General features: G+C 73.3%; 18 protein-coding genes. 7 read left to right on the top strand and 11 right to left on the bottom strand.

Features of this window, described 5'->3' with window-relative positions:
* Positions 1 to 4 precede the first annotated feature (4 nt).
* The gene (locus EBO35_RS13520; protein ID WP_122818165.1) at positions 5 to 547 is read right to left on the bottom strand and encodes a CGNR zinc finger domain-containing protein; all 543 of its coding nucleotides are present in this window, start codon (positions 545 to 547) and stop codon (positions 5 to 7) included.
* A gap of 38 nt (positions 548 to 585) precedes the next feature.
* On the opposite strand from EBO35_RS13520, the gene EBO35_RS13515 reads away from it, so the two are divergent.
* Positions 586 to 1,563 carry an EamA family transporter gene (locus EBO35_RS13515; RefSeq protein ID WP_122818164.1) on the top strand — a complete coding sequence of 326 codons (978 nt, stop codon included), beginning with the start codon at positions 586 to 588 and terminating at the stop codon, positions 1,561 to 1,563.
* 51 nt (positions 1,564 to 1,614) lie between these two features.
* Here EBO35_RS13515 and EBO35_RS13510 read toward each other — a convergent pair whose 3' ends face one another.
* The 3 genes from EBO35_RS13510 to mce all read right to left on the bottom strand — a co-directional run bounded on the left by EBO35_RS13510 (position 1,615) and on the right by mce (position 4,888).
* Positions 1,615 to 2,802, bottom strand: coding sequence for a coiled-coil domain-containing protein (locus tag EBO35_RS13510; RefSeq protein ID WP_206422563.1), 1,188 nt, complete (start codon positions 2,800 to 2,802; stop codon positions 1,615 to 1,617).
* A 159-nt stretch (positions 2,803 to 2,961) separates the two neighbouring features.
* The gene (gene ccrA, locus EBO35_RS13505) at positions 2,962 to 4,299 is read right to left on the bottom strand and encodes a crotonyl-CoA carboxylase/reductase (protein ID WP_122818163.1); all 1,338 of its coding nucleotides are present in this window, start codon (positions 4,297 to 4,299) and stop codon (positions 2,962 to 2,964) included.
* 142 nt (positions 4,300 to 4,441) lie between these two features.
* A complete protein-coding gene (mce, locus tag EBO35_RS13500; RefSeq protein WP_122818162.1) occupies positions 4,442 to 4,888 on the bottom strand; it encodes a methylmalonyl-CoA epimerase in 447 nt (148 codons plus the stop codon).
* A 166-nt stretch (positions 4,889 to 5,054) separates the two neighbouring features.
* On the opposite strand from mce, the gene EBO35_RS13495 reads away from it, so the two are divergent.
* The gene (locus EBO35_RS13495) at positions 5,055 to 6,245 is read left to right on the top strand and encodes an acetyl-CoA C-acetyltransferase (protein ID WP_122818161.1); all 1,191 of its coding nucleotides are present in this window, start codon (positions 5,055 to 5,057) and stop codon (positions 6,243 to 6,245) included.
* Positions 6,229 to 7,200 (top strand): methylmalonyl Co-A mutase-associated GTPase MeaB, encoded by a 972-nt coding sequence (meaB, locus tag EBO35_RS13490; protein WP_122818160.1) that lies wholly within the window; start codon positions 6,229 to 6,231, stop codon positions 7,198 to 7,200. The genes EBO35_RS13495 and meaB overlap by 17 nt, the downstream gene beginning before the upstream one ends.
* Positions 7,201 to 7,206: 6 nt before the next feature.
* Here meaB and EBO35_RS13485 read toward each other — a convergent pair whose 3' ends face one another.
* Positions 7,207 to 8,445: an endonuclease/exonuclease/phosphatase family protein gene (locus EBO35_RS13485; protein ID WP_122818159.1), complete on the bottom strand. Its 1,239-nt coding sequence runs from the start codon at positions 8,443 to 8,445 to the stop codon at positions 7,207 to 7,209.
* Positions 8,446 to 8,525: 80 nt separating this feature from the next.
* Between EBO35_RS13485 and EBO35_RS13480 the strand changes: the two genes are divergently transcribed.
* Both EBO35_RS13480 and EBO35_RS13475 read left to right on the top strand, forming a co-directional pair.
* Positions 8,526 to 9,467, top strand: coding sequence for a co-chaperone YbbN (locus EBO35_RS13480; RefSeq protein ID WP_122818158.1), 942 nt, complete (start codon positions 8,526 to 8,528; stop codon positions 9,465 to 9,467).
* Complete coding sequence (locus tag EBO35_RS13475; RefSeq protein ID WP_164477964.1) at positions 9,464 to 10,243, top strand: EI24 domain-containing protein; 780 nt, start codon at positions 9,464 to 9,466, stop codon at positions 10,241 to 10,243. The genes EBO35_RS13480 and EBO35_RS13475 overlap by 4 nt, the downstream gene beginning before the upstream one ends.
* A 123-nt stretch (positions 10,244 to 10,366) precedes the next feature.
* On the opposite strand, the gene EBO35_RS13470 is transcribed toward EBO35_RS13475, so the two are convergent.
* A complete protein-coding gene (locus EBO35_RS13470; RefSeq protein ID WP_122818156.1) occupies positions 10,367 to 11,272 on the bottom strand; it encodes a LysR family transcriptional regulator in 906 nt (301 codons plus the stop codon).
* Between the two features lie 72 nt (positions 11,273 to 11,344).
* On the opposite strand from EBO35_RS13470, the gene EBO35_RS13465 reads away from it, so the two are divergent.
* Positions 11,345 to 12,286, top strand: coding sequence for an EamA family transporter (locus tag EBO35_RS13465; RefSeq protein WP_122818155.1), 942 nt, complete (start codon positions 11,345 to 11,347; stop codon positions 12,284 to 12,286).
* A gap of 233 nt (positions 12,287 to 12,519) precedes the next feature.
* Here EBO35_RS13465 and EBO35_RS13460 read toward each other — a convergent pair whose 3' ends face one another.
* From EBO35_RS13460 to EBO35_RS13440, 5 genes are read right to left on the bottom strand one after another with little or no spacing between them, the layout of a single operon-like run.
* Positions 12,520 to 13,548 (bottom strand): NUDIX hydrolase, encoded by a 1,029-nt coding sequence (locus EBO35_RS13460; protein ID WP_122818154.1) that lies wholly within the window; start codon positions 13,546 to 13,548, stop codon positions 12,520 to 12,522.
* Positions 13,549 to 13,600: 52 nt separating this feature from the next.
* Complete coding sequence (gene glgB, locus EBO35_RS13455; protein ID WP_122818153.1) at positions 13,601 to 15,820, bottom strand: 1,4-alpha-glucan branching protein GlgB; 2,220 nt, start codon at positions 15,818 to 15,820, stop codon at positions 13,601 to 13,603.
* Positions 15,817 to 17,235, bottom strand: a complete 1,419-nt coding sequence (locus EBO35_RS13450; RefSeq protein ID WP_122818152.1) for a maltokinase N-terminal cap-like domain-containing protein — start codon at positions 17,233 to 17,235, stop codon at positions 15,817 to 15,819. The genes glgB and EBO35_RS13450 overlap by 4 nt, the downstream gene beginning before the upstream one ends.
* Positions 17,232 to 18,959 carry a maltose alpha-D-glucosyltransferase gene (gene treS / locus EBO35_RS13445; protein ID WP_122819771.1) on the bottom strand — a complete coding sequence of 576 codons (1,728 nt, stop codon included), beginning with the start codon at positions 18,957 to 18,959 and terminating at the stop codon, positions 17,232 to 17,234. The genes EBO35_RS13450 and treS overlap by 4 nt, the downstream gene beginning before the upstream one ends.
* Positions 18,960 to 18,979: 20 nt before the next feature.
* On the bottom strand, positions 18,980 to 20,980 hold the full coding sequence (locus EBO35_RS13440; protein WP_122818151.1) for an alpha-1,4-glucan--maltose-1-phosphate maltosyltransferase: 2,001 nt from the start codon (positions 20,978 to 20,980) through the stop codon (positions 18,980 to 18,982).
* Between the two features lie 233 nt (positions 20,981 to 21,213).
* Here EBO35_RS13440 and glgP point away from each other — a divergent pair, with 233 nt between their 5' ends.
* A complete protein-coding gene (glgP, locus tag EBO35_RS13435) occupies positions 21,214 to 23,835 on the top strand; it encodes an alpha-glucan family phosphorylase (protein ID WP_122818150.1) in 2,622 nt (873 codons plus the stop codon).
* Positions 23,836 to 23,844: the final 9 nt, after the last annotated feature.

Below are 23,844 nucleotides of genomic sequence, written 5' to 3'. Positions count from 1 at the left end.
GGAGCTACTCGGCCCCCGCCGCCTGGCGGGCCCGGTAGGCGGCGACCGCGTTGCGGTTGCCGCAGCCCACCGAGCAGAACCGCTTCGAGCGGTTGCGGGACAGGTCGAGGACCAGGCCGTCGCACTCGTCGTCGGCGCACACCCCGAGCCGTGAGAGCTCGTCGGCGCGGATCACGTCGACCATCGCCATCGCGGTCTCGACGGTGATCCGGACCGCGAGCGGGGCGTCGGGGGTGACCGCGTGCAGGTGCCAGTCCCAGTCGTCGTGGCGGACCAGCTGGGGGAGGGCGCGCGCCTCGAGCAGCATCGCGTTGACCAGGTCCACCGCCCGGTCCCGGTCGGCGGTGAGCAGCTCGCGCAGCTTCGGGCGCAGTGCGCGCACCTCGTCGAGCTCGGCGCGGGTGCGGTCGTGGCGCCCGGTGTAGTCGTGGTGCTGGTAGAACTCGTCGAGGTCCGCTGTCGTGCTCAGCGTGTCCGGCTCGAGGGCGGAGTTCGCGAGCACCACCGCGCTCTGGAGCGCCATCTCGGTGTCATGGTTGAACGGCACGTTGACAGGTTACTCGGCGCCGCCTAGCGTCATTACCCATGACCGCGGTGACTCATGACGCCTCCTCGTCCGCGCCCGCGGCCGGAGGGCCCCGACTCGCCAGCGGCCTGGGCTTCGCGGTGGCCTCGGCGCTCGCGTTCGGGCTCTCCGGGTCCTTCGCCCGCGGCCTGCTGGACACCGGCTGGAGCCCGGGCGCGGTCGTGCTCGTGCGGGTGGGGCTGGCCGCGCTGGTGGTCGCGCCGTTCGGGCTGCGGGCGCTGCGGGGCCGCTGGTCGGTGCTGCGCGGCAACGCCGGCGTCGTCGCGGCGTACGGCGTCCTGGCCGTCGCCGGCGCCCAGTTCTGCTACTTCTCCGCCGTCCAGCACATGCAGGTCGGGCCGGCGCTGCTGATCGAGTACACCGCGCCCGCGGCGGTGGTCGTCTGGATGTGGCTGCGCCACGGACAGCGGCCGGGCCCGGTCACGCTGCTCGGCGCCGCCCTCGCGGTCGCCGGGCTGGTGCTGCTGCTCGACCTGCTCTCGGGGGCCGACCTCAGCACCGCCGGGGTGCTGTGGTCACTGGGTGCCATGGTCGGCGCCGCGACGTACTTCGTGATCTCCGCCGACGAGTCGACCGGGCTGCCCGCCCTCGCGCTCGCGGCCGGCGGGCTGCTGGTCGGCACGCTCGTGCTGGGCCTGCTCGGCCTGGTCGGGGTGCTCTCGATGACCGCCTCGACCGACGACGCGGTCTACGCCGCCGGCTCGGTGCCGTGGTGGCTCCCGCTGCTGGGCCTCGGCATCGTGACCGCGGCGATCGCCTACACCACCGGGATCGCGGCGGGTCGCCGGCTCGGCTCGCGGCTCGCCTCGTTCGTCGCCCTGCTGGAGGTGGTGGCGGCCGTGGTCTTCTCGTGGCTGCTGCTCGACGAGCTGCCCCGGCCGGTCCAGCTGCTCGGCGGCCTCCTGGTCCTGGCCGGGGTGCTGGCTGTCAAGGCGGGGGAGCGGGGCGTGCGGCGGCTGGCCGCGACCCCGACCTGAGTCCGGACCCCGGGCCCGGGACGGGTTCGGCGCTCGTGGTGAGGCGCTCGCTCAGCTGTCGTCCTCGCCGAAGCCGGCGACCACGTCACGCAGCGACGCCAGCTGGGCGGTGATCGCGTCCCGGCGCTTGCGCAGCCGGTCCAGCTCGGCCCGCGTCGCGGCGAGCTCGCGCTCGACCTCGGCGTTGCCGGTGGACTCGATCGAGTCGGCCTGGCTGCGCGCGGTCACGAGGATCTGCTCGGCCTCGCGGTGGGCGCGCGAGAGCAGTGCCTCGGCCTCGGTCTGCGCCTGCTCGCGGTGGGCCGTGGCCTGCGCAGTCGCCTGGCGGGCGCGCTCCTCGGCCGCGGACGCGCGCTCCTCGGCCTCCTGGACGAGCTTGCGGGTCTCGGAGGTCGCGTTGTTGTGGAAGTCGGTGGCCTCACGGGCCAGCCGCTCCTTCTCGACGGCGAGCATCCGACGCGCCTCCTGGACCTCGCGGTCGGCGGCGGCGCGGGCCTGCTCGACCTCGCGCTGCGCGGTCGTGCGCAGCTCGGTGGCCTCCTGCTGGGTGGCGAGCCGCAGCTGGTCGGCCTCGCGACGGGCCGAGGCCAGCAGGTCCGCGGCCTCGGCGCGGGCGAGGGTGCGCTCCTGCTCGGCGTCGGCCATGGCCCGGGCGCGCTGCTCGTCGAGCGACTTCAGCTGCACGATCCGCATGTCCTCGGCCTCGCGGCTGGCGTCGTCGCGGGTCGCCTTGGCGTCCCGGACGGCCTGCTCCCGGATCTCGCGCGCCTCGCTGACCGCGGACTCGCGGATCTCGGTGGCCTCCTCCTCGGCGAGCCGCAGCATCGCGCTCGCGCGCCCGCCCAGCCCGGCGTACGACGGGGTGCCGGCCTCCGCGAGCTCCTGCCGGACCGCCGCGACCTCGGCCTCGAGCGCGGCGGTCCGCTGCTCGGACCCCGTGAGGCTGGCGCTCAGGGCGGCCCGCTCGGAGAAGAGCTGGGAGAACCGGGCGTCGACCGCAGCGGGGTCGTAGCCGTTGCGGCGCACGATCGGGAACCGCTCGGCGGGCGTGGCGGGCGGGCGGGTCGGGGCCGTCCCGGGCGGCACCACCGGCTGGGCGGTGGTCGCCGTGGCGCCGGAGGCCTGAGCGGCCGGCCGGGAGGGCCGCTTCTCGGGCGTGGCCGGGATCACCTGCGTCTTCTCCGCGTCCGGCTGGTCCTCCGGCTGGTCGTCGAAGATGGACAGACCCTGGTCGCTCATGTGGCGTTCCTCTTCCGTCGGTTCCGCTGCATCTGCCGGGGCGCGGGGGGAGGTGCGCCGCCGGGGTCCATCCTCCCCGATGGGCGAAGCGGAACGCACCCCGGCTCGCTGCCGCGGGCGGCGCGAGCCGGGGTGCTCCGGGCCCGGGGGCGGGGCGTCTCAGACGCCGCGGAACCGGTTGATCGCGGTCTCGTGCTGGGCTCGGAGCTCGTGGTTGCGGACGCCCAGCCCCTCCTGCGGGGACAGGCACAGCACCCCGACCTTGCCCTGGTGCTTGTTGTGGTGCACGTCGAGGGCCGCCTGGCCGGTCTCCTCGAGGGTGTAGGTGCGCGACAGGGTGGGGTGGATCCGCCCCTTGGCCACTAGGCGGTTGGCCTCCCAGGACTCGCGGTAGTTGGCGAAGTGGGAGGAGATGATCCGCTTGAGGTTCATCCACAGGTAGCGGTTGTCGTACTCGTGCATGTAGCCCGAGGTCGAGGCGCAGGTGGTGATCGTGCCGCCCTTGCGGGTGACGTACACCGACGCGCCGAACGTCTCGCGGCCGGGGTGCTCGAAGACGATGTCGATGTCCTCGCCGCCGGTGAGCTCGCGGATCCTGGCGCCGAAGCGCTTCCACTCCTGGGGGTCCTGGGTGTGCTCGTCCTTCCAGAACCGGTAGTCCTCCTCCGAGCGGTTGATGATCAGCTCGGCGCCCATGGAGCGGGCGATGGCGGCCTTCTCCTCGTTGGAGACCACGCAGATCGGCGTGGCGCCGCCGTTGAGGGCGTACTGGGTCGCGAAGCCGCCCAGGCCGCCGGAGGCGCCCCAGACCAGGACGTTGTCGCCCTGCTTCATGTCGCCGCCGTTCTTGCTCACGAGCTGGCGGTACGCCGTGCAGTTGACCAGGCCGGGGGAGGCGGCCTCCTCCCAGGTGAGGTGCTCGGGCTTGGGCATCAGCTGGTTGGCCTTGACCATCGCGACCTCGGCGAGGCCGCCGAAGTTGGTCTCGAAGCCCCAGATCCGCTGCTCGGGGTCGAGCATCGTGTCGCCGTGCCCGTCGGGGCTCTCCAGCTCCACGGAGAGGCAGTGCGCGACGACCCGGTCACCGGGCTTCCACTTCGTGACGCCGGGGCCGGTGGCCAGCACGACTCCGGAGAGGTCGGAGCCGACGACGTGGTAGGGCAGGTCGTGGCGCTTGCCCAGCGGCGAGGTGCGGCCGTACCGCTCGAGGAACCCGAAGGTCGAGACCGGCTCGAAGATCGAGGTCCAGACGGTGTTGTAGTTGATCGCGCTGGCCATCACGGCCACGAAGGCCTCGCCCGGGCCGAGCTCGGGGAGCGGGACGTCGTCGACGTGCAGCGACTTGCGGGGGTCCTTCTCCTTGGTCGCGAGCCCCTCGAAGAGCTCCACCTCGTCCTTGTGCACGGTCACGGCACGGTAGGACTCGGGGAGGTCGAGGCTCGCGAAGTCCTGCGAGCTCGCGTCGTCACTGAGGATGGCGTCGAGGATGTTCTGCACGGCAGCTCCTGTGGTCGGGTGTTCCGCGAAAGATACCCATCGGTAACCACGATGAATAGGGATGTGACCCACGTCTCGGCCGGCCGGTTCGGGGCGGCTCGCAGAAAGCCCCGGCGGGCCGCCCCGGGCCGCCCCGGACCACTCAGTGGCCGGCGGCCGCCGGCTCCACCAGCTCGACGAGCACGCCCCCGGCGTCCTTGGGGTGCACGAAGTTGATCCGCGAGCCCGCGGTGCCGCGGCGGGGCGCGTCGTAGAGCAGGCGCAGCCCGCGCTCGCGCAGGATCGCGCTGACCTGCTCCACGTCGGTGACCCGGTAGGCCAGCTGCTGGAGGCCGGGGCCGGAGCGGTCCAGGAACTTCGCGATCGTCGACTCAGCGGTCAGCGGCGCGAGCAGCTGCAGGGAGGAGCCGGACTCGCCGACCGCCATCATCGCCTCGCGCACGCCCTGCTCCTCGTTGACCTCCTGGTGGGCCAGGCGCATGCCGAACGCGGTCTCGTAGAAGGAGATGGCCTCGTCGAGGTCGGGTACGGCGATGCCGACGTGGTCGATGGCTGTGAACAGGTGCTCGGGGATCTCCAGGGTGGTCATGCCCGCCATGCTCGCCCCTGGACGCGCGGGGTCGCAGCCCGTTGTGACAAGTGCCTCACCGAGCAGGCTCCGCCGGCCCCTCGCCACCCTCGCCGGGCGCTCGGTATGGTCCAAGGCACATGCGGGCACGGCCCGTCCGGCCCCCGTCTCCTTGGAGGAACACCCCATGTCCGGAAACGTCATCGTCGCTGGCGCGCGCACCCCGATCGGCCGCCTCTCCGGCAGCCTCAAGAGCCTGACCGCCGCCGAGCTCGGGGGGTTCGCGATCCAGGGCGCCCTGGAGAAGGCCGGCGTCACCGGCGAGCAGGTCGACTACGTGATCATGGGCCAGGTCATCCAGGCCGGTGCCGGGCAGAACCCCGCGCGGATGGCGGCGGTCAAGGGCGGGATCCCGATGCGGGTCCCCTCGATCACGATCAACAAGGTGTGCCTCTCCGGGCTCAACGCCATCGCGATGGCCGACCAGCTGATCCGCGCCGGCGAGGTCGACGTGGTCGTCGCCGGCGGCATGGAGTCGATGACCAACGCGCCGCACTTCCTGCCGAAGTCGCGCGAGGGCATCAAGTACGGCGACGTGAAGCTCGTCGACTCGCTCGCCTACGACGCGCTCTTCGACCAGTTCACGACCCAGGCGATGGGCCTGCTCACCGAGGAGTGCAACGCCGCCGCGCAGAACCTCACCCGCGCCGAGCAGGACGAGTTCGCCGCCCAGTCCCACGCCAAGGCAGCGGTCGCCTGGAAGAACGGCGTCTTCGACGAGGAGGTCGTCCCGGTCTCGATCGCGCAGCGCAAGGGCGACCCGGTCGTCGTGGCGACCGACGAGGGGGTCCGCGCCGACACCACCGCCGAGTCCCTCGGCAAGCTGCGCCCGGCGTTCAGCAAGGACGGCACGATCACCGCCGGCTCCGCCTCCCAGATCTCCGACGGCGCCGCCGCAGTGGTCGTGATGAGCAAGGCCAAGGCCGAGGCGCTCGGCCTGGAGTGGCTGGCCGAGATCGGCGCGCACGGCCAGGTCGCCGGCCCCGACTCCACGCTCCAGCTCCAGCCCGCGGCCGCGACGGCGCTGGCCTGCGGGAAGGAGGGCATCGCCCCCTCCGAGCTCGACCTCGTCGAGTTCAACGAGGCCTTCGCGGCGGTCGGCATCTCCTCGGCGCGCGAGCTCGGCCTCGATGACGCCAAGGTCAACGTCAACGGCGGGGCCATCGCGCTCGGCCACCCGGTCGGCATGTCCGGGACCCGCGTCGTGCTGCACCTCGCGCTGGAGCTCAAGCGCCGCGGTGGCGGCGTGGGCGCCGCGGCCCTGTGCGGCGGCGGCGGACAGGGCGACGCGCTGATCGTGCGTGTCCCGCAGGGCTGAGGCCTCGGTCCCGGACCTCGTCGAGCGCGCCCGCGCCGGCGAGGCCCGGGCGGTCGCCCGGCTGGTCTCGCTGGTCGAGGACGCCTCCCCGCTGCTGCGCGAGGTGATGGCCGCGCTGGCGCCGTACGCCGGGCGGGCCCGGGTCGTGGGCCTGACCGGCGCCCCGGGCGTCGGCAAGTCGACCTCGACGAACGCGCTGGTCCGCGAGCTGCGCGCCGCCGGCCAGCGGGTCGGCGTCCTCGCCGTCGACCCGTCCTCGCCGTTCTCCGGCGGCGCGCTGCTCGGCGACCGGGTCCGGATGTCGGACCACGCCGCCGACCGCGACGTCTTCATCCGCTCGATGGCCGCCCGCGGGCACCTCGGCGGCCTGGCGTGGTCGACTCCGCAGGCCATCCGGGTGCTGGACGCCGCCGGCTTCGACGTGGTGCTGGTCGAGACCGTCGGGGTGGGCCAGAGCGAGGTCGACATCGCCGCGCAGGCCGACACCACTGTCGTCCTGCTGGCACCGGGCATGGGCGACGGGATCCAGGCCGCGAAGGCCGGGATCCTCGAGATCGGCGACGTCTACGTGGTCAACAAGGCCGACCGCGACGGCGCCGACCAGGTGCGGCGCGACCTGCGCACGATGCTCTCGCTCGCCGACCGCGACGAGGATGCCTGGCGCGCACCGGTGGTCAAGACCGTCGCCTCGTCCGGGGACGGCGTCGCCGAGGTCGCCGCGGCGATCGAGGAGCACCACGCCTGGCTGGCCGGGACCGGCGAGCTGGCGGCCCGGCGCACCCGCCGGGCGCGCGGGGAGGTGGAGGCCATCGCCCTCACCGCGCTGCGCGAGCGCTGGGACCGGCTGGGCGAGAGCTCGGCGCTCGACGGGCTGGCCGCAGCGGTCGCCGCGGGCGAGCTCGATCCGTACGCCGCGGCCGACCGGCTGCTGGCTGAGCGGCCCTCGACCGGCTGAGACCGCTCAGCGGGGCACGCGCACGTCCACCCACACCGCGCGGTGGTCGGAGGAGGGGAACGGGAAGACGCCGGTCAGCCGCGAGAGCGGGTCGGCCTGGACCGGCCAGAACACCCCCGCGTCGCGGACCCTGAGGTCGCGCGAGGGCAGCACGTAGTCGACGCGCAGGTTGCCCGGCGCGGTGTCGGCGAAGTCGGCGGTGTCGTAGGCCGGGTCGCCGCGGTGGGTGGCGTTCGCGCCGCCCTGCAGCGCCGACGCCTCCGTCGCACCGGCCGAGGCCGGCAGCGGGTCGCGGACGAACGGCGAGTCGAGCAGCTGGTCGATCGCGCTGTCCACCGAGTCACCGTCCAGCGGGTCGGCGTTCTGGTCCCCGGCGATCACGAACGAGGCGCCGCGCCGCAGCCCGCCGCGGCGGCCGCGGTCGTCGTACGGGTAGCGCGCGCCCGCGACGTAGTCGGCCCAGAACCGGATCTCGTCGTGGTTGCGGGCGCCGTTGCGGTCCTCGGGGCCGTCGAAGGTGGGCGGGGTCGGGTGGGAGACCAGGAAGTGCACGGTGCGCCGGCCCACCCGCACCGGGACGTCCCAGTGCGACTTGCTCGACAGCCGCAGGTCGGCGGCGGCCTCGGGCGAGTACCAGTCGGTGGGCAGCAGGTTGCCGGGCATGTCCTGCCAGCGGAAGCGCTGGAAGGTGCGCACCCGGCGCTGGTCGATCGGGAGCCGGCTCAGCACGACCATGCCGTACTGGCCCGGGAACTCCCCGAAGCCGTACGCGTCGTTGCCGCCGCCGACGGTCCCGTTGTTGTCGAGGTCGTGGCCGCTCGGGATGCCGGTGTTGGACGGCGCCACGAAGGAGTACCGGTAGCGGATGGGGCGGGCGCCGTCCTGGGGGACCTCGAGGTAGTTCTCCCGGAACAGGTCGACCGCGGCGCCGTCGGCCACGTAGTCGAACTCGTTGAGCAGCAGCACGTCGGGGCGGGTGCGCTGGACGATCTCCGCGACCGCCGCCGCCTGGGGGTCGTCGGGGGTGGACAGATCGGCGACCAGCTCGCCCGCGGCGGCGCGGTTGAGCGAGGCGTTGAAGGTCTGGAAGCGGACGGTCTGGTCGGGCCGGGGCTTGCCGTGGTGGCCGTGCCCGGGCCGGTCGTGGTGGCCGGGATGGCGGCCACCGGCCTCCGCGGCCGGGACCGCGGCCGCGAGGAGGCCGAGGGCGAGCAACGAGCTGAGGGTGCCCCGGGAGGTCGTCATGGGGTCAGCATCCCCGTCCGGGACGAGCGAAAACAGAGCACGCGCTGCCCCGCTCGACCGGCATCCCTAGGATTGCGCACATGACGCAGCAGCCGTTCTCCCGTCCCGGCGCCATCGACCTCTCCGCGCTCAAGCGCCCCGCTCCGGCCGCCGCCCCGTCGGCGCCCGCTGGTGGTGCCGCTCCCGGGGCCGCCGGCGTCTCGTCGTACGCCGTCCAGGTGAGCGAGGAGAACTTCCAGGCCACCATCGAGGCGTCGATGACCGCGCCGGTGATCCTGGTCTTCTACAGCCGCACCCGGATGCCGGAGAGCGGCCAGCTCGCCGACGACCTCGCCACGCTCTCCGGGGAGTTCGAGGGCCGCTTCCTCGCGGGCCTCGTCGACGTCGACGCCACCCCCGCGATCGCGCAGGCGATGCAGATCCCCTCGATCCCGCTCGTGGTCGCGGTGCTCGACGGCCGCCCGGCCCCGCTCCTGCAGGACCCGCTGCCGATGGAGGAGCTGCGCACCGCGCTGACCCAGGTCATGCAGCAGCTCACCACCCAGGGCATCACCGGACGCCACCAGCCCCGCCACGCCGAGGCGGCGACGGCCGCGGACGGCGAGGAGGTCGACCCCCGGTACGCCGCTGCGCAGGACGCGCTGGGCGAGGGCGACATCGACCGGGCCGTAGCGGAGTACCAGAAGCTGGTCGACGCCAACCCGGCCGACACCGAGGCGGCCGCCGGCCTGGCGATGGCCAAGGTGCTCCAGCGCACCCAGGGCGTCGACCTCAACGCCGCCCGCGCGGCCGCGGCGGCTGCCCCCGCGGACGTCGACGCCCAGACGCTGGTCGCCGACCTCGACCTGCTCGGCGGTCACGTCGAGGACGCGTTCGCCCGGCTGGTCGACGTGGTCCGCCGGACCGCCGGCGACGAGCGCGCGCAGGCCCGCGACCACCTGCTCGGCCTCTTCGCCGCCGTCGGCAACGAGGACCCCCGGGTGCTGCGCGGTCGACAGAACCTCGCCTCGGCGCTGTTTTGAGCGGCACCGGCCGCCAACGGCCGGCACTGGGCGCGGCGCCGGTGCTCTCCGGGCCGGCGTACCTGCTGCGCGGCTTCGGGATGTGGCGTCGGCGGCCGGGCCTGATGGTGCTGGGCATGGTGCCGGCGCTGCTGGTGCTCGCGGTCCTGGTGGCGGTCTTCGTGGTGCTCGTCCTCCAGGTCGGTGACCTGGTGGGCTGGGCCACGCCCTTCCTCGACGACACCGGGGAGGTGGCGCGCAGCGCCGTGCGGGTGAGCCTGGCCGTGGTGGTCGTCGTCGGCTTCGTGGTCCTGGCAGCGGCGACCTTCGTCGCGCTGACGCTGCTGGTCGGCGAGCCGTTCTACGACCGGATCTGGCGCGAGACCGAGCGGATGCTGGGCGGGGAGGTGCCCGACGCGGACGTGGGGCTGCTGCGCGGCATCCGCGACGGCGCGGTGCTGCTCGGCCTCGGCGCGGCGACCGCGGTCGGGATGGTGGTCCTCGGCCTGCTCCCCGTCGTCGGGACGATCGCCGCCGGGGTGGCCGGCTTCGGGTTCTCCGCCTGGCTGCTGGCCGGTGAGCTCCTCACCCGCCCGCTGGAGGCCCGCGGCCTCACCGCCGCCGACCGCTCGGAGCTCGTCCGCGGCCGTCGCGGCCCCGTGCTGGGCCTGGGGATGTCGGTGCAGGCCTGCTTCCTGATCCCGCTCGGCGCCGTCGTGGTGATGCCGGCAGCGGTCGTGGGTGCCACGATGCTGGCGCGCGACCTGCTCGACGCCTCCGCCGCGCGGCGTACCTGACCGACGCTGGGCTCGCGCCTGGTTGCCGCGGCCGCGGGGTCGGTGGCCGGGGGGAGCGGTGAGCTGGCCACGCTTTGGTACGTCGCAACGGTGGCAGGCTCACCGCCCGCAGCGCGCCCGGGGTCAGGCCCCCGAGGCACCGGCCGTCACGAGCGCGGCGAGGACGGCTCCCACCGGCGGTGAGTCCGACATGCTGCGCCGGTGCACCGCGATCACCTCACGGGTCGGCACCGGGGAGTGTGCCGGCACCGCGACGATGCCGTCGCCGAGCGGGGCGCGGCCCAGCCGCGGCACGAGCGCGATCCCGAGGCCGGCCCGGACCATCGCGAGGTGGGAGTCGAACTCCATCGACCGGTGCGCGATGCGGGGCAGCCGGCCGGTGCCGTCGTACATCCGGTTGAGCCACTGGCGGCAGATGGTGCCCTCCGGTGTCGCGATCCAGCCTTCGTCGACCAGGTCCGCCGGGCTGACCGCCTCGCGCTCCGCCAGCGGGTGCCCCACGGGCACGACCACGTCGGCGACGTCGTGGGTGACCACGGTGGCGACCAGGTGCTCGGGGACCTCGATCGGCACGTCGCCCCAGCGGTGCACGACCCCGAGGTCGCTCTGGCCCGAGGCGACCAGGGCGACGGTCTCCCAGGGCTCGCGCTCGGAGAGCGAGACCCGCAGGTCCGGGTGCTCGTCGAGGATGCCACGCAGCACCGGTGCGATCAGCCCGCGCAGGGCCGTGGAGAACGTCGCGATCCGCAGGTGCCCGGCCACGGTGCCGGCCTGGCGGTGCAGTCCCGCCTCGAGCTCCTCCAGCCCTGCGAGCAGCCCGGCGCCGGCTTCCACCAGGTGGCGGCCGTGCTGGGAGAGGACGACCCCCCGGCCGACCCGCTCCAGCAGCGGCACGCCCGTCTGCCGTTCCAGCCGTTTGACCTGCTGGGAGACAGCGCTCGGCGTGAACCCGAGCGCCTCGGCCGCGCCGACCACGGATCCGTGGGTGGCGACGGCGCGCAGCGAGACCAGAGCGGGCAGATCAATCATGTAACAACGCTACCTGTTTTTCGGGTCCAGTATTCGCTGGTGCTTCACGGTCGGTGTCGTCAGGCTTTCCGTGTGAACCGTCGTGACGCTCTGCTCGCCGCCCTCGTCGCCGCCATCTGGGGATTCAACTTCGTGGTCATCGACTGGGGGATGGGCGAGGTGCCGCCGCTGCTGTTCCTGGCCGCGCGGTTCGTGTTGGTCGTCTTCCCCGCGGTGCTCCTGGTCCCGCGGCCGGCGGTGTCCTGGCGGGTGCTGGCGGCGGTCGGGGTGACCATGTCGCTGGGCCAGTTCGGCTTCCTCTACGTCGCGATGCACGCCGGGCTGCCCCCCGGCCTCGCGGCGCTGGTCCTCCAGGCGCAGGTCATCTTCACGATCGTGATCGCGGCGGGAGTGCTGCGCGAGCGGCCCACCCGCAACCAGGCGATCGGGGTGCTGGTGGGCACGGTGGGGCTGGTGGTCGTCGGCCTGGGCCGGGGCGGTCAGGTCCCGCTCGCCGCGCTGCTGCTGTGCCTGGCCGGCGCCCTGTCGTGGGGCATCGGCAACGTGGTGTCCCGGGCCGCGAAGGTGCCCGGCGGGCTGTCGCTGACCGTGTGGTCGGCCACGGTGGTCCCGGTCCCGCTGGTGGCGCTGTCGCTGGCGATCGACGGCCCGGCGGCGATGCAGGCGGGGCTCGGGGCCGTCGGCTGGCAGGCGGTGGTCTCGACGCTGTACACCGCCGGTCTGGCCTCGCTCGTCGGCTATGGGATCTTCAACACCCTGCTCGCGCGCAACCCGTCGGCCGCGGTGGTGCCGTGGGTGCTGCTCGCGCCGGTGGTGGCGATGACCTCGGCCTGGCTGCTGCTGGCCCAGCGGCCGAGCCCGGGGGAGGCGCTCGGTGGCCTGCTGCTGGTCGCCGGCGTACTCGTCGCGCTGCGGCCGGCGCGGCGTCCCCGCAGCGGTGAGCTGGCCACCGTCCCCGCGGCCGGAACGGTGGCAGGCTCACCGCCGGCCCCGGCCGCCGCCGGTCAGCGGTGAGCTGGCCACGGTTCGCCCGGCCGGAACGGTGGCAGGCTCACCGCCGGCCCCGGCCGCCGCCGGTCAGGGGTGAGCTGGCCACGGTTCGCCTGGCGGGAACGGTGGCAGGCTCACCGCCGGCCCCGGCCGCCGCCGGTCAGGGGTGAGCTGGCCACGGTTCGCCTGGCGGGAACGGTGGCAGGCTCACCGCCCGCCCCGGCCCGACGCTAGACGCCAGATGCCAGACGGAGCCGTCAGCGACCCGACTCGGTGTACGCCGCGCCGGTGCCGTCCACCCCGGCGAGGGCGGCCCGGATGCGGCGGGCCGTGAAGTCGGCGCACCGCTCCTCGACCTCGTCGAGGGTGCAGAACTGCGCGTCGCGGATCTCGCGGGCCTGGAGGACCGCCCCGTCGAGGACCGCGGCGTCCAGGACCCCGCCGTCGAAGACCAGGCAGATCGCGTCGTCCCAGCCGCTCCACGGGGGCAGCCAGTCGGTGAGCACCAGCGGCCCGGGAGCCAGCTCCAGGCCGAGCTCCTCGTGCACCTCGCGCGCGGCGGCGAGCTGGGGGGACTCCGAGACCTCGACCACCCCGCCGGGCAGGTCCCAGTCCTGCTTGTAGGTCAGCCGGCACAGCAGGACCCGGCCCTCGCGGTCGCGGACCAGCATCTGGCTGATCGCGCGCTTGCGCGGCAGGAAGGAGTTCAGCAGCGCCCGGAAGCTCTGCGGGTCGCTGGTGGGCGGGTCGTCGGCGAGCCGGGCCAGGACGACGTACTCGGTCGCGGCGGGCTGCTCGCCGGTGCCGGCCACGACCCGGCGCACGCCCTCGCGCAGCAGCCCGGCCCGGGTGGCCACCCGCAGCGCCGCCTCGTTGCCGGGCTCGATGCGGGCCTCGACCCGGCTCAGCCCGAGGCCGCCCTGGCCGACAGCTGTCATCGCCCAGTCGGCCAGCACCCTCACCGCCCGGGTGGCGAAGCCCCGGCCGCGGTTGCCGGCGTAGAGCACCCAGGACAGCTCCCCGGTGGTGTCGTCGACGACCCGCACCTGGCAACCGCCGATCAGCCGGCCGTCGTGCTCGATGACGTAGCCGATGGGGTGCTGGGTGGCGAACCGCTCGTTCCAGATCCGCACCGCCGCCGTGTGCTGCTCGGCGGTCGGCCCCTCCCGGACGCCGAGCCACCGCAGCACCACGTCGTCGTGGCCGGCGATGGCCTCCTCGACGTCGGTCTCGCGCCACGCGCGCAGCGTGACCGTCCCGTCCGTGAGGGTCGGCTGCGAGTTCACGGGGCCACCCTAGCCACGCCCGCCGCGCCGAGGAGCCGCCCGGGCCGCGGGCTCAGGCCCGCCGCCGGAACCACACCGTCGCGAGCGGCGGCACCACGATGTCGGCGTGGGCGGGCTGGCCCGACCACTCGCCCTCGACCGCCGTCACCGACCCGAGGTTCCCGACCCCGGAGCCGGTGTAGGCCTCGGCGTCGGTGTTGAGGATCTCCTCCCACACGCCCTCCGCGGGCAGGCCCAGCCGGAAGTCCTGGTGGGGGACCGCCGAGAAGTTCGCCACGCACACCACGTCGGATGCCCCGGGCGAGCGGCGTACGAACGAGAACACGTTGCGCCCGGCGTCGTTGGCGTCGATCCACCCGAAGCCGCTGGGGTCGTCGTCGCGCCCCCAGATCGCCTCGCTGGAGGAGTACGCCGTGTTCAGGTCGCGCACCAGCGCGTGCACGCCGCGGTGCTCGGGGTGGTCCAGCAGCCACCAGTCCAGCTCGCGCGACTCCGCCCACTCCGACTCCTGGCCCATCTCGGCGCCCATGAACAGCAGCTGCTTGCCGGGGTGGGCCCACATGTAGGCCAGGTAGGCGCGCAGGTTCGCCAGCTGCTGCCAGCGGTCGCCGGGCATCTTGCGCAGCAGCGAGCCCTTGCCGTGCACGACCTCGTCGTGGCTGATCGGCAGCACGTACTTCTCCGACCACGCGTAGACCAGCGGGAAGGTCATCTCCCCGTGGTGGTGGGCGCGGTGCACGGGCTCGTGCTGGAGGTAGCTGAGCGTGTCGTGCATCCAGCCCATGTTCCACTTGAAGCCGAAGCCCAGCCCGCCGTCCGAGGTCGGCTGGGTCACGCCCGGCCAGGACGTCGACTCCTCGGCGATCGTGACGATGCCGGGGACCCGCTTGTAGGCGGTGGCGTTCATCTCCTGGAGGAACTGGACCGCCTCGAGGTTCTCGCGGCCGCCGTGCTTGTTCGGCGTCCACTCGCCCTCCTCGCGGGAGTAGTCGAGGTAGAGCATCGAGGCGACCCCGTCGACGCGCAGCCCGTCGGCGTGGAACTCCTCGAGCCAGTAGATCGCGTTGGCGTAGAGGAAGTTGCGCACCTCGTTGCGCCCGAAGTTGAAGATGTGGGAGCCCCACTCCTTGTGCCACCCGCGCTGCGGGTTGGGGTCCTCGTACAGCGGGGTGCCGTCGAAGCGCACCAGCGCCCACTCGTCGGTGGCGAAGTGACCGGGCACCCAGTCCAGGATCACGCCGATCCCGGCCTGGTGCAGCCGGTCGATGAGCAGTCGCAGGCCGTCGGGGTCGCCCATCCGGGAGTCGGCGGCGAAGTACGACGTGACGTGGTAGCCCCAGGACCCGCCGAACGGGTGCTGCATCACCGGCATGAACTCGACGTGGGTGAAGCCCAGGTCCGAGAGGTAGGCCGGCAGCTCCTCGGCGAGCTGCTCCCAGCTCTTCTCGCGCCGCCAGGAGGCGAGGTGGATCTCGTAGGTGCTCATCGGCTCGTGGGCCGGCTGCCGGGTGGCCCGGGCGGCCATCCACTCCTCGTCGCCCCAGACGTGCTGGGACTCGAAGACCCGGGAGGCGGTCAGCGGGGGAACCTCGGCCCAGGCGGCCATCGGGTCGGCCTTCTCGCGCCACTCCCCGTCGGCGCCGAGGATGGCGTACTTGTAGCGGGTGCCGCTGCCGACACCGGGCACGAACAGCTCCCAGACCCCGGAGCTGCCGAGCTGGCGCATCGGGTGCTCGCGCCCGTCCCAGGAGTTGAACTCGGCCTTGAGGCGTACGCCGCGCGCGTGCGGCGCCCAGACGGCGAACGAGGTGCCGCTGACCGGGCCCGCGGCGCCGGGGTAGTGGTGCACGCGGGCGCCGAGCACCTGCCAGAGGTTCTCGTGGCGCCCCTCGTTGACCAGGTGCAGGTCCATCTCGCCGAGCGTCGGCAGGAACCGGTACGGGTCGTCGACAGTCGTCGGGGCGGCGTCGTAGGCCACCTCGATCCGGTAGTCGGGAACCTCCGAGGTCGGCAGGACGCCGGCCCAGATGCCCTCGTACTCGTGCTCGAGGCGGGCGCGGGTGCCGTCCGCCGCGACCACGCTCACCGAGGCGGCCATGGGCTTGAGCACCCGCACGGTCACGGCGCCGTCGTGGGGGTGGGCGCCGAGCACTGCGTGCGGCTGGCCGTGCTCGCCGCGGACGAGCTGCTCGAGCTGGTCCCGGTCGACCGGGAGCACCGCGGCGGGGCGGCCGGTGGCGTCGTCCGGGCCGGGGTTCTGCGGGGTGTTCATGAGGCTCCGATTCTCGCGATGGCCTGCAGCGGGATGCGCACCCACGTGGGCCGGTTGCGTGTCTCGTACACGGTCTCGTAGACGGCCTTGTCGGCGACGTAGCCAGCCAGCAGCGCGTGCTGCTCGGGGGTCAGCTCGCCGCCGGCGTACGCCGCCAGGAAGTGGTCCTTGTTGCGCTGGGCCCACTCGTCGGCCCGGTAGGCCAGCTGGGCGGCGCCCTCGGGGTCCTCCTCCACCGCCGCGCGCTCCACGACGTGCGGGGCGTAGTCGAAGGAGCGCAGCATGCCGGCGACGTCGCGCCAGCGGGAGTCCGGGAGCTGGCGCTGGGCCAGCGGCTTGGCCGGCTCGCCCTCGAAGTCGACGATCTTCCAGCCCAGGGAGGTGCGCATCGTCTGGCCGAGGTGCAGGTCACCGTGGATGCGCTGGACCCGGATCTCGCCGAGCTCGGCGACCCGGTCGTACGCCGCGCGCAGCCCGGCGGCGTGCTCCTCCAGCTCGGGCACCACGCCGAGCGCGTCCTCGAGCCGGGCCCGCATCCCGGCGGCCAGGTCGGCGGCGTCGGCGGGCTCCGCGGCGGGGAAGGCATGCGTGAGCGCCTCGTGCACCTCCCGCAGGGCGTCCCCGAGGCGGGTGGCCTCGCCGGCGAAGTCCCCGCCCACCTCGTGGGCGTGCAGGTCGGCCTCGGCGAACAGGTTGCGCACGCTGGCCAGGGCCAGGTCCCAGCCGTCGGTGGCGGTGCGGAGGAACTGCTGGAGCATCGCGAGGTGGTGGACCTCGTCCGCGTCCTGGCCGCCGTTGCGCCACTCCACCCAGCCGTACAGGGCGGCGACGTGCTCGGCGCCGGCGCGGGTCAGCGCCTCGTGCACGGTGATGTCGGGGTTCGCGCCGGCGGTCACCTTGCGGAACAGCTTCATCACCGCGTCCTCGCCGTAGAGCACCGAGGAGTTCGACTGCTCCCCGGCGAACAGCGAGGGCTGCGCCTCGAGATCGAGCTCGTGCCCCGGGAGGCGGTGGAAGGTCAGCCCACTCGCCTCGTCGGTCCACTCGTCGGCGGTGCGGGCGAAGCTGCGCAGCCAGTTCTTCATCGCGACCCGGTCGTGCAGCGCGTCGTAGGCGTGCACCCAGCCCAGGTCCGGCTCCTCCCACCAGCCGATGAAGGCATGCTCGAGGCGGGTCTGCGCCTCCGGGTAGAGCGCGAGCGGGACCTGGTAGACCTCGGTGCCACCCTCGGCGTCGGCGTAGCCCAGCTCGACGAGGTGGAGCAGCACCGGCGGGCCGTCCTCGACCCCGCCGGGGACCTCCGCGCCGACCCGGTGCACGGCGGTGACCGTGAAGGGCCGGCCCTTGCCCCCGAACCAGCGGGTTCGGGACAGGAATCGGACGAACAGCTCCGGGTCGATGTGCTCGACGATCACAACAGGGTCCCCTCGTCGCCGGTGTCGGGAGTGGTGAGGCGGAACCAGTAGAACCCGTAACCGCTCAGCGTGAGCAGGTAGGGGAGCTCGCCGATCCGCGGGAACGGCACCCGGCCGAGCAGCTCGACCGGGACCATCCCTTCGAAGCGCCGCAGGTCCAGCTCGACCGGCTGCGGGAAGCGGGAGAGGTTGTTGACGCACAGGATCACGTCGCGGGTGCCGTCGGCCTGGTCGTGCTCGCGGGTGTAGCTCAGCACCGTGGGGTTCGAGCCGCCGAGGTCGTGGAAGGAGCCCAGGCCGAACGCCGGGTGCTGGCGGCGCGCGTGGATCATCCGCCGGGTCCAGTGCAGCAGCGAGGAGGAGTTCTCCAGCTGGGCCTCGACGTTGACGCTCTGGTAGCCGTAGACCGGGTCCTGGATGGTCGGCAGGTGCAGCTTGCCGGGGGTGGCCGAGGAGAAGCCGGCGTTGCGGTCCGGGGTCCACTGCATCGGGGTGCGGACGCCGTCGCGGTCACCGAGCCAGATGTTGTCGCCCATCCCGATCTCGTCGCCGTAGTAGAGCACCGGGGAGCCCGGGAGCGAGAGCAGGATCGCGCAGAACAGCTCCATCTGGTTGATGTCGTTGTCCAGGAGCGGGGCGAGGCGCCGACGGATGCCGATGTTGGCCTTCATCCGCGGGTCCTTGGCGTACTCGTTCCACATGTAGTCGCGGTCCTCGTCGGTGACCATCTCCAGGGTCAGCTCGTCGTGGTTGCGCAGGAAGATGCCCCACTGGCAGCCGCTGGGGATCGGCGGGGTCTGCTCGAGGATCTCCGAGATCGGGAAGCGCGACTCGCGGCGTACCGCCATGAAGATCCGCGGCATCACCGGGAAGTGGAAGCACATGTGGCACTCGTCGCCGCCGGACTCGTAGTCGCCGAAGTAGTCGACGACGTCGGCCGGCCACTGGTTGGCCTCGGCCAGCAGCACCTTGCCGGGGTAGTGCTCGTCGACGAAGCGGCGCACCTTGCGCAGGAACTCATGGGTCTCGGGGAGGTTCTCCCCGTTGGTGCCGGGCCGCTCGTAGAGGTACGGCACCGCGTCGAGCCGGAAGCCGTCCAGGCCCATGTCGAACCAGAACGAGATCGCCTCGAGGATCGCGTCGTGGACCGCCGGGTTGTCGAAGTTCAGGTCCGGCTGGTGGGAGAAGAACCGGTGCCAGTAGTACTGCTGCCGGACCGGGTCCCAGGTCCAGTTCGACGGCTCGGTGTCGACGAAGATGATCCGGGCGTCGGAGTACAGGTCGTCGTTGTCGGACCAGACGTAGAAGTCCCCGTAGGGGCCCTCGGGGTCCTCGCGGCTGGCCTGGAACCACGGGTGCTGGTCGCTGGTGTGGTTCATGACGAAGTCGATGATCACCCGGATGCCGCGCTCGTGCGCCGCGTCGAGGAAGTCGTGGAAGTCGTCGACGGTCCCGATCTCGGGAAGGATGTTGGTGTAGTCGGCGACGTCGTACCCGCCGTCGCGCAGCGGCGAGGAGAAGAACGGCGGGATCCACAGGCAGTCGACGCCCAGCCACTGCAGGTAGTCGAGCTTCTCGATCAGTCCCTTGAAGTCGCCGACGCCGTCGCCGTTGGAGTCCCGGAACGAGCGCACCAGGACCTCGTAGAAGACAGCTGTCTTGAACCAGTCCGGCGTGTTCCCCGGCTCGTCGGGGAACGGGTCACCCTCGTGGGTCTGCCCCATCGGGGTGACATGGACCTCGGTCAACTCGTTCTCCTCACGCTCAGAATGTGGGCCGGCTCGTGGTGCGGGTCGAGCCGGACGTAGTTGTGCTGGCCCCAGCTCCACTCCTGGCCGGTCAGCTCGTCGACCACGCCGAAGGTCTCGCCCCACTCCATGCCCATGGCGGGCAGGTCCAGGTGGACTGTCGTCTCGCGGGCGGCGTGCGGGTCGAGGTTGACCACGACCAGCACGGTGTCGGCCGTTCCGGCGCCGGTGGGCCCCGGCGGGACCCCCTTGCTGAAGACCAGCACGTTCTCGTCGTCACTGTGGTGCACGACGATGTTGCGCAGCTGCTGCAACGCCGGGTGCTGGCGCCGGATCTCGTTGAGCCGGGTGAGGTACGGCGCCAGGCTGCGGCCCTCCTCCTCGGCCTTCGCCCAGTCCCGGATCCGGATCTGGTACTTCTCGGAGTCGAGGTACTCCTCGCTGCCCGGCTTCACCGCGACGTGCTCGTAGAGCTCGTAGCCGGCGTAGACGCCCCACGAGGGGGAGCCGGTGGCCGCGATGACGGCGCGGATCTTGAACGCCGCCGGGCCGCCGTACTGCAGGTAGGAGTGCAGGATGTCGGGGGTGTTGACGAAGAAGTTCGGCCGGATCAGGTGGTCGGACTCGTGCGACACCTCGCGCAGGTACTCCTCGAGCTCCCACTTCGCGGTGCGCCAGGTGAAGTAGGTGTAGCTCTGGTGGTAGCCGACCGCGCCCAGGCCGTGCATCATCGCGGGCCGGGTGAAGGCCTCGGAGAGGAACAGCACGTCGGGGTCGGTGCGGCGCACCTCCTTGAGCAGCCACTCCCAGAAGGCCAGCGGCTTGGTGTGCGGGTTGTCGACGCGGAAGATCCGCACCCCGTGCCGCATCCAGTGCTTGACGATGCGCAGCACCTCGCGGCTGATGCCGGTGGGGTCGTTGTCGAAGTTGACCGGGTAGATGTCCTGGTACTTCTTCGGCGGGTTCTCCGCGAACGCGATCGTGCCGTCGGCGCGGGTGGTGAACCACTCCGGGTGGCTGGTCACCCACGGGTGGTCCGGCGCGGCCTGGAGCGCGAGGTCGAGCGCGATCTCCAGGCCCAGCTCGCCGGCCCGCGCGACGAAGGCGTCGAAGTCCTCGAGCGTGCCCAGGTCGGGGTGGATCGCGTCGTGGCCGCCGTGCCGCGACCCGATCGCCCACGGGGAGCCGGGGTCGTTCGGACCCGGGTCGAGGGTGTTGTTGGGGCCCTTGCGGTTGACCTCGCCGATCGGGTGGATCGGCGGCAGGTAGACCACGTCGAAGCCCATCGCGGCGACCGCGTCCAGGCGCTTCGCGGCGGTCCGGAAGGTGCCGCTGGTGACCACGCCGGTGGCCGGGTCGCGGGTGGCGCCCTCGGAGCGGGGGAAGAACTCATACCAGCTGCCGAACAGCGCCCGCGGGCGGTCGGCGTACGCCGGGAACGGTCCCTCGACCGTGACCAGCTCGCGCAGCGGGTGCGCCAGGAGGATCGCGTCGAGCTCGGGGGACTGGAGCACCGCGAGCCGCGCGCCGGCCGGGCGGTCGGTGTCGCCCGCTGCCTCGATCGCGCCCTCGAGGACCGGGATCGCCTCGGCGTCGGCGCGGGGGTCGAGCTCGGCGAGCACCCGCTCCAGCAGCAGCCGGCCCTCGGTGAACATCAGCTCGACGTCGACGCCGGCGGGGATCTTCAGTCCGGCGGCGTGCTGCCAGGTGCCGACCGGGTCCGACCAGGCCTGGATCTCGAAGGTCCAGGCCCCGCCGGTGTCGGGGGTCACCCAGGCGCCGTACCGATCGGGCACCTCGGGGTCCTTGGTCATCCGGACCGGGGGCCGGCGGGCGCCGGAGGGGTCGGTGAGGACGACCTCCGCCCCGAGCCGGTCGTGGCCCTCGCGGAAGACCGTGGCTCGCACGGGGAACGGCTCGCCGACGGTGGCCTTGGCCGGCAGGCGGCCCAGATCAACGACGGGGTGGACGTTCATGACGGGGATGCGTCCGACCATTGCTCCAACCTAGTGGTGGGTGATGACGACGCGCCTTGTACCCACTGACCCCGGATCGCTGTCGGGTGTGCCTCGCCACGTGCCCCGGGTGCAGCCGAGGAGCGCCGCGCGGCCGGACTTCTCGGACAGTCCTCGCGCTTCTGGGGGTTTGCAATGCCCGAGAACCCCGGGCCCCGACCCCCAACCCCCAGACTCGGTTGGAACGGCAGGGGTCTGCCGCTAGCGTCAGGCCGGTGCGAGCCCTCCGGCGATTCACCGTCCGCCCCGTCCTGCCGCCCGCCCTGGGCGCCCTCGGCCGGCTGGCCGGCAACCTGCGCTGGTCCTGGCACCCGCCCACCCAGGACGTCTTCGCCGAGGTGGACCCGGAGCTGTGGGCGGCCACCGGCCACGACCCGGTGGCGCTGCTGGCGTCGGTGGGGCAGCGGCGGCTCGAGGAGCTGGCGGCGGACGCCGGCTTCCGGGAGCGGCTGGCGGCCGCGGACGCCGACCTGACGGCGTACCTCGGCGACGAGCGCTGGTTCCAGCGGCGCGCCCGGACCACGGGAACGCCGGCGGCGATCGGCTACTTCTCCCCGGAGTTCGGGATCTGCGCCGCGCTGCCGCAGTACTCCGGCGGACTGGGGATCCTGGCCGGCGACCACCTGAAGGCGGCCAGCGACCTCGGGGTGCCGCTGGTCGGGGTCGGGCTGCTCTACCGGCACGGCTACTTCCGCCAGGCGCTCTCCCGGGAGGGCTGGCAGCAGGAGAGCTACCCGGCCCTGGACCCCGAGGCGCTGCCGATCTCGGCGCTGCGGGAGGCCGACGGGTCGCCGGCGACGATCGCGGTGGCGATGCCCGCGGGTCCGGACCTGCTTGCCCGGATCTGGGTGGCGAGCGTCGGGCGGGTCCCGCTGCTGATGCTCGACACCGACGTCGAGGGCAACCCCGAGGACTACGTGGAGGTGACCGACCGGCTCTACGGCGGCACCAGCGAGCACCGGCTGCGCCAGGAGCTGCTGCTCGGCGTCGGCGGGGTCCGGGCCCTGCGGGCGCACGCCCGGATCACCGGGCACCCCGCCCCCGAGGTCTTCCACACCAACGAGGGGCACGCCGGCTTCCTGGGCCTGGAGCGGATCCGGGAGCTCACCGCCGCCGAGGACGGGCCGCACCTGGACTTCGAGACCGCGCTGGAGGTCTGCCGCGCCTCCACGGTCTTCACCACCCACACGCCGGTGCCCGCCGGGATCGACCGGTTCTCGCGCACCCTGGTCGAGCAGTACTTCGCCACCGGCGGCGCCACCCCCGGCGTCCCGGTCGAGCGGGTCCTGGCCCTGGGCGCGGAGGACTACGAGGGCGGCGACGCGGCCGTGTTCAACATGGCGGTCATGGGCTTCCGGCTGGCCCAGCGCGCCAACGGCGTCTCCCGGCTGCACGGGCACGTCTCCCGCGGCATGTTCCACGGGCTGTGGCCCGGACTCGACGAGGGAGAGGTCCCGATCGGGTCGATCACCAACGGCGTGCACGCGCCGACCTGGGTCGCGCGCGAGATCCTCGAGCTCGCCGCCCGGCACGGCGGCGACGCCGCCGGCGCGGACCCGGCGCAGTTCTGGGCGGCCGTGGACCGGGTGCCGGCCAAGGAGGTCTGGGCGGTCAAGCGGCAGCTGCGCGAGCGGCTGGTCCACGACGCCCGGCGCCGGGTCGCCGGGTCCTGGGAGGAGCGTGGTGCGGCCCGGGCCGAGCTGGGCTGGACCGAGACGGCGCTGGACCCGGACGTGCTCACGATCGGCTTCGCGCGCCGGGTGCCGTCGTACAAGCGGCTGACGCTGATGCTGCGCGACCCCGAGCGGCTCAAGCGGCTGCTGCTCCACCCCGAGCGTCCGGTGCAGCTGCTCGTGGCCGGCAAGGCCCACCCCGCCGACGACGGCGGGAAGCGGCTGGTCCAGGAGCTGGTGCGCTTCGCCGACGACCCCGAGGTGCGGCACCGGATCGTGTTCCTGCCGAACTACGACATCGCGATGGCGCAGCCGCTGTACGCCGGCTGCGACGTGTGGCTGAACAACCCGCTGCGTCCCTACGAGGCCTGCGGCACCTCGGGGATGAAGGCCGCGCTCAACGGCGGCCTGAACCTCTCGATCCTCGACGGCTGGTGGGACGAGTGGTTCGACGGCCGGAACGGCTGGGCGATCCCGTCCGCCGACGGGGTCGCCGACCACGACCGCCGCGACGACCTGGAGGCCGAGGCGATCTACCAGCTGCTGGAGCACGAGGTCGCGCCGCGCTTCTACGACGTGGACGCCGACGGGGTGCCGACCCGCTGGGTGGAGATGCTGCGCCACACCTGGGCCTCGCTGGGCCCGAAGGTGCTGGCCACCCGGATGGTGCGCGACTACGTCGAGGAGCTCTACGTGCCCGCGACACGGACCGCCCGGCTGCTCGACGGTGACGGTGGCAACAGCGGGAACGGCGAGGACGGCAGGCGAGGCGGGGCCGGCGAGCTGGCCGCCTGGAAGCAGCGGGTCCGCCGGGAGTGGCCGCGGGTGCGCGTCGAGCTCGTCGAGACCGACGGGGACCCGGCGCAGGAGCCCGCGGTGGGCGACCGGCTGCGGGTGCACGCGTTCGTCGCCCTGGGCGAGCTGTCCGCCGACGACGTCGAGGTGCAGCTGGTGCACGGCCGGTCGACGCCCGAGGGCGACCTGCTCGACCCGGCCATCGACCTGCTCGCGCCGGCCGAGACCTACGAGGACGGGCGGCGCCGCTACGACGGCGAGGTCGTGCTGGACCGGCCCGGCGCGGTCGGCTACACCGTTCGCGTGGTGCCGCAGCACCCGCTCCTGGCCTCGCCCGCCGAGCTGGGCCTGGTGACGCTCCCGACCTGAGCCGGCGCG

The sequence above is a fragment of the Nocardioides pantholopis genome (assembly GCF_003710085.1).
Lineage (GTDB): Bacteria > Actinomycetota > Actinomycetes > Propionibacteriales > Nocardioidaceae > Nocardioides > Nocardioides pantholopis.
Note: the sequence above shows the minus strand (reverse complement) of the source record. Positions and strands in the feature narration are given on the sequence as shown.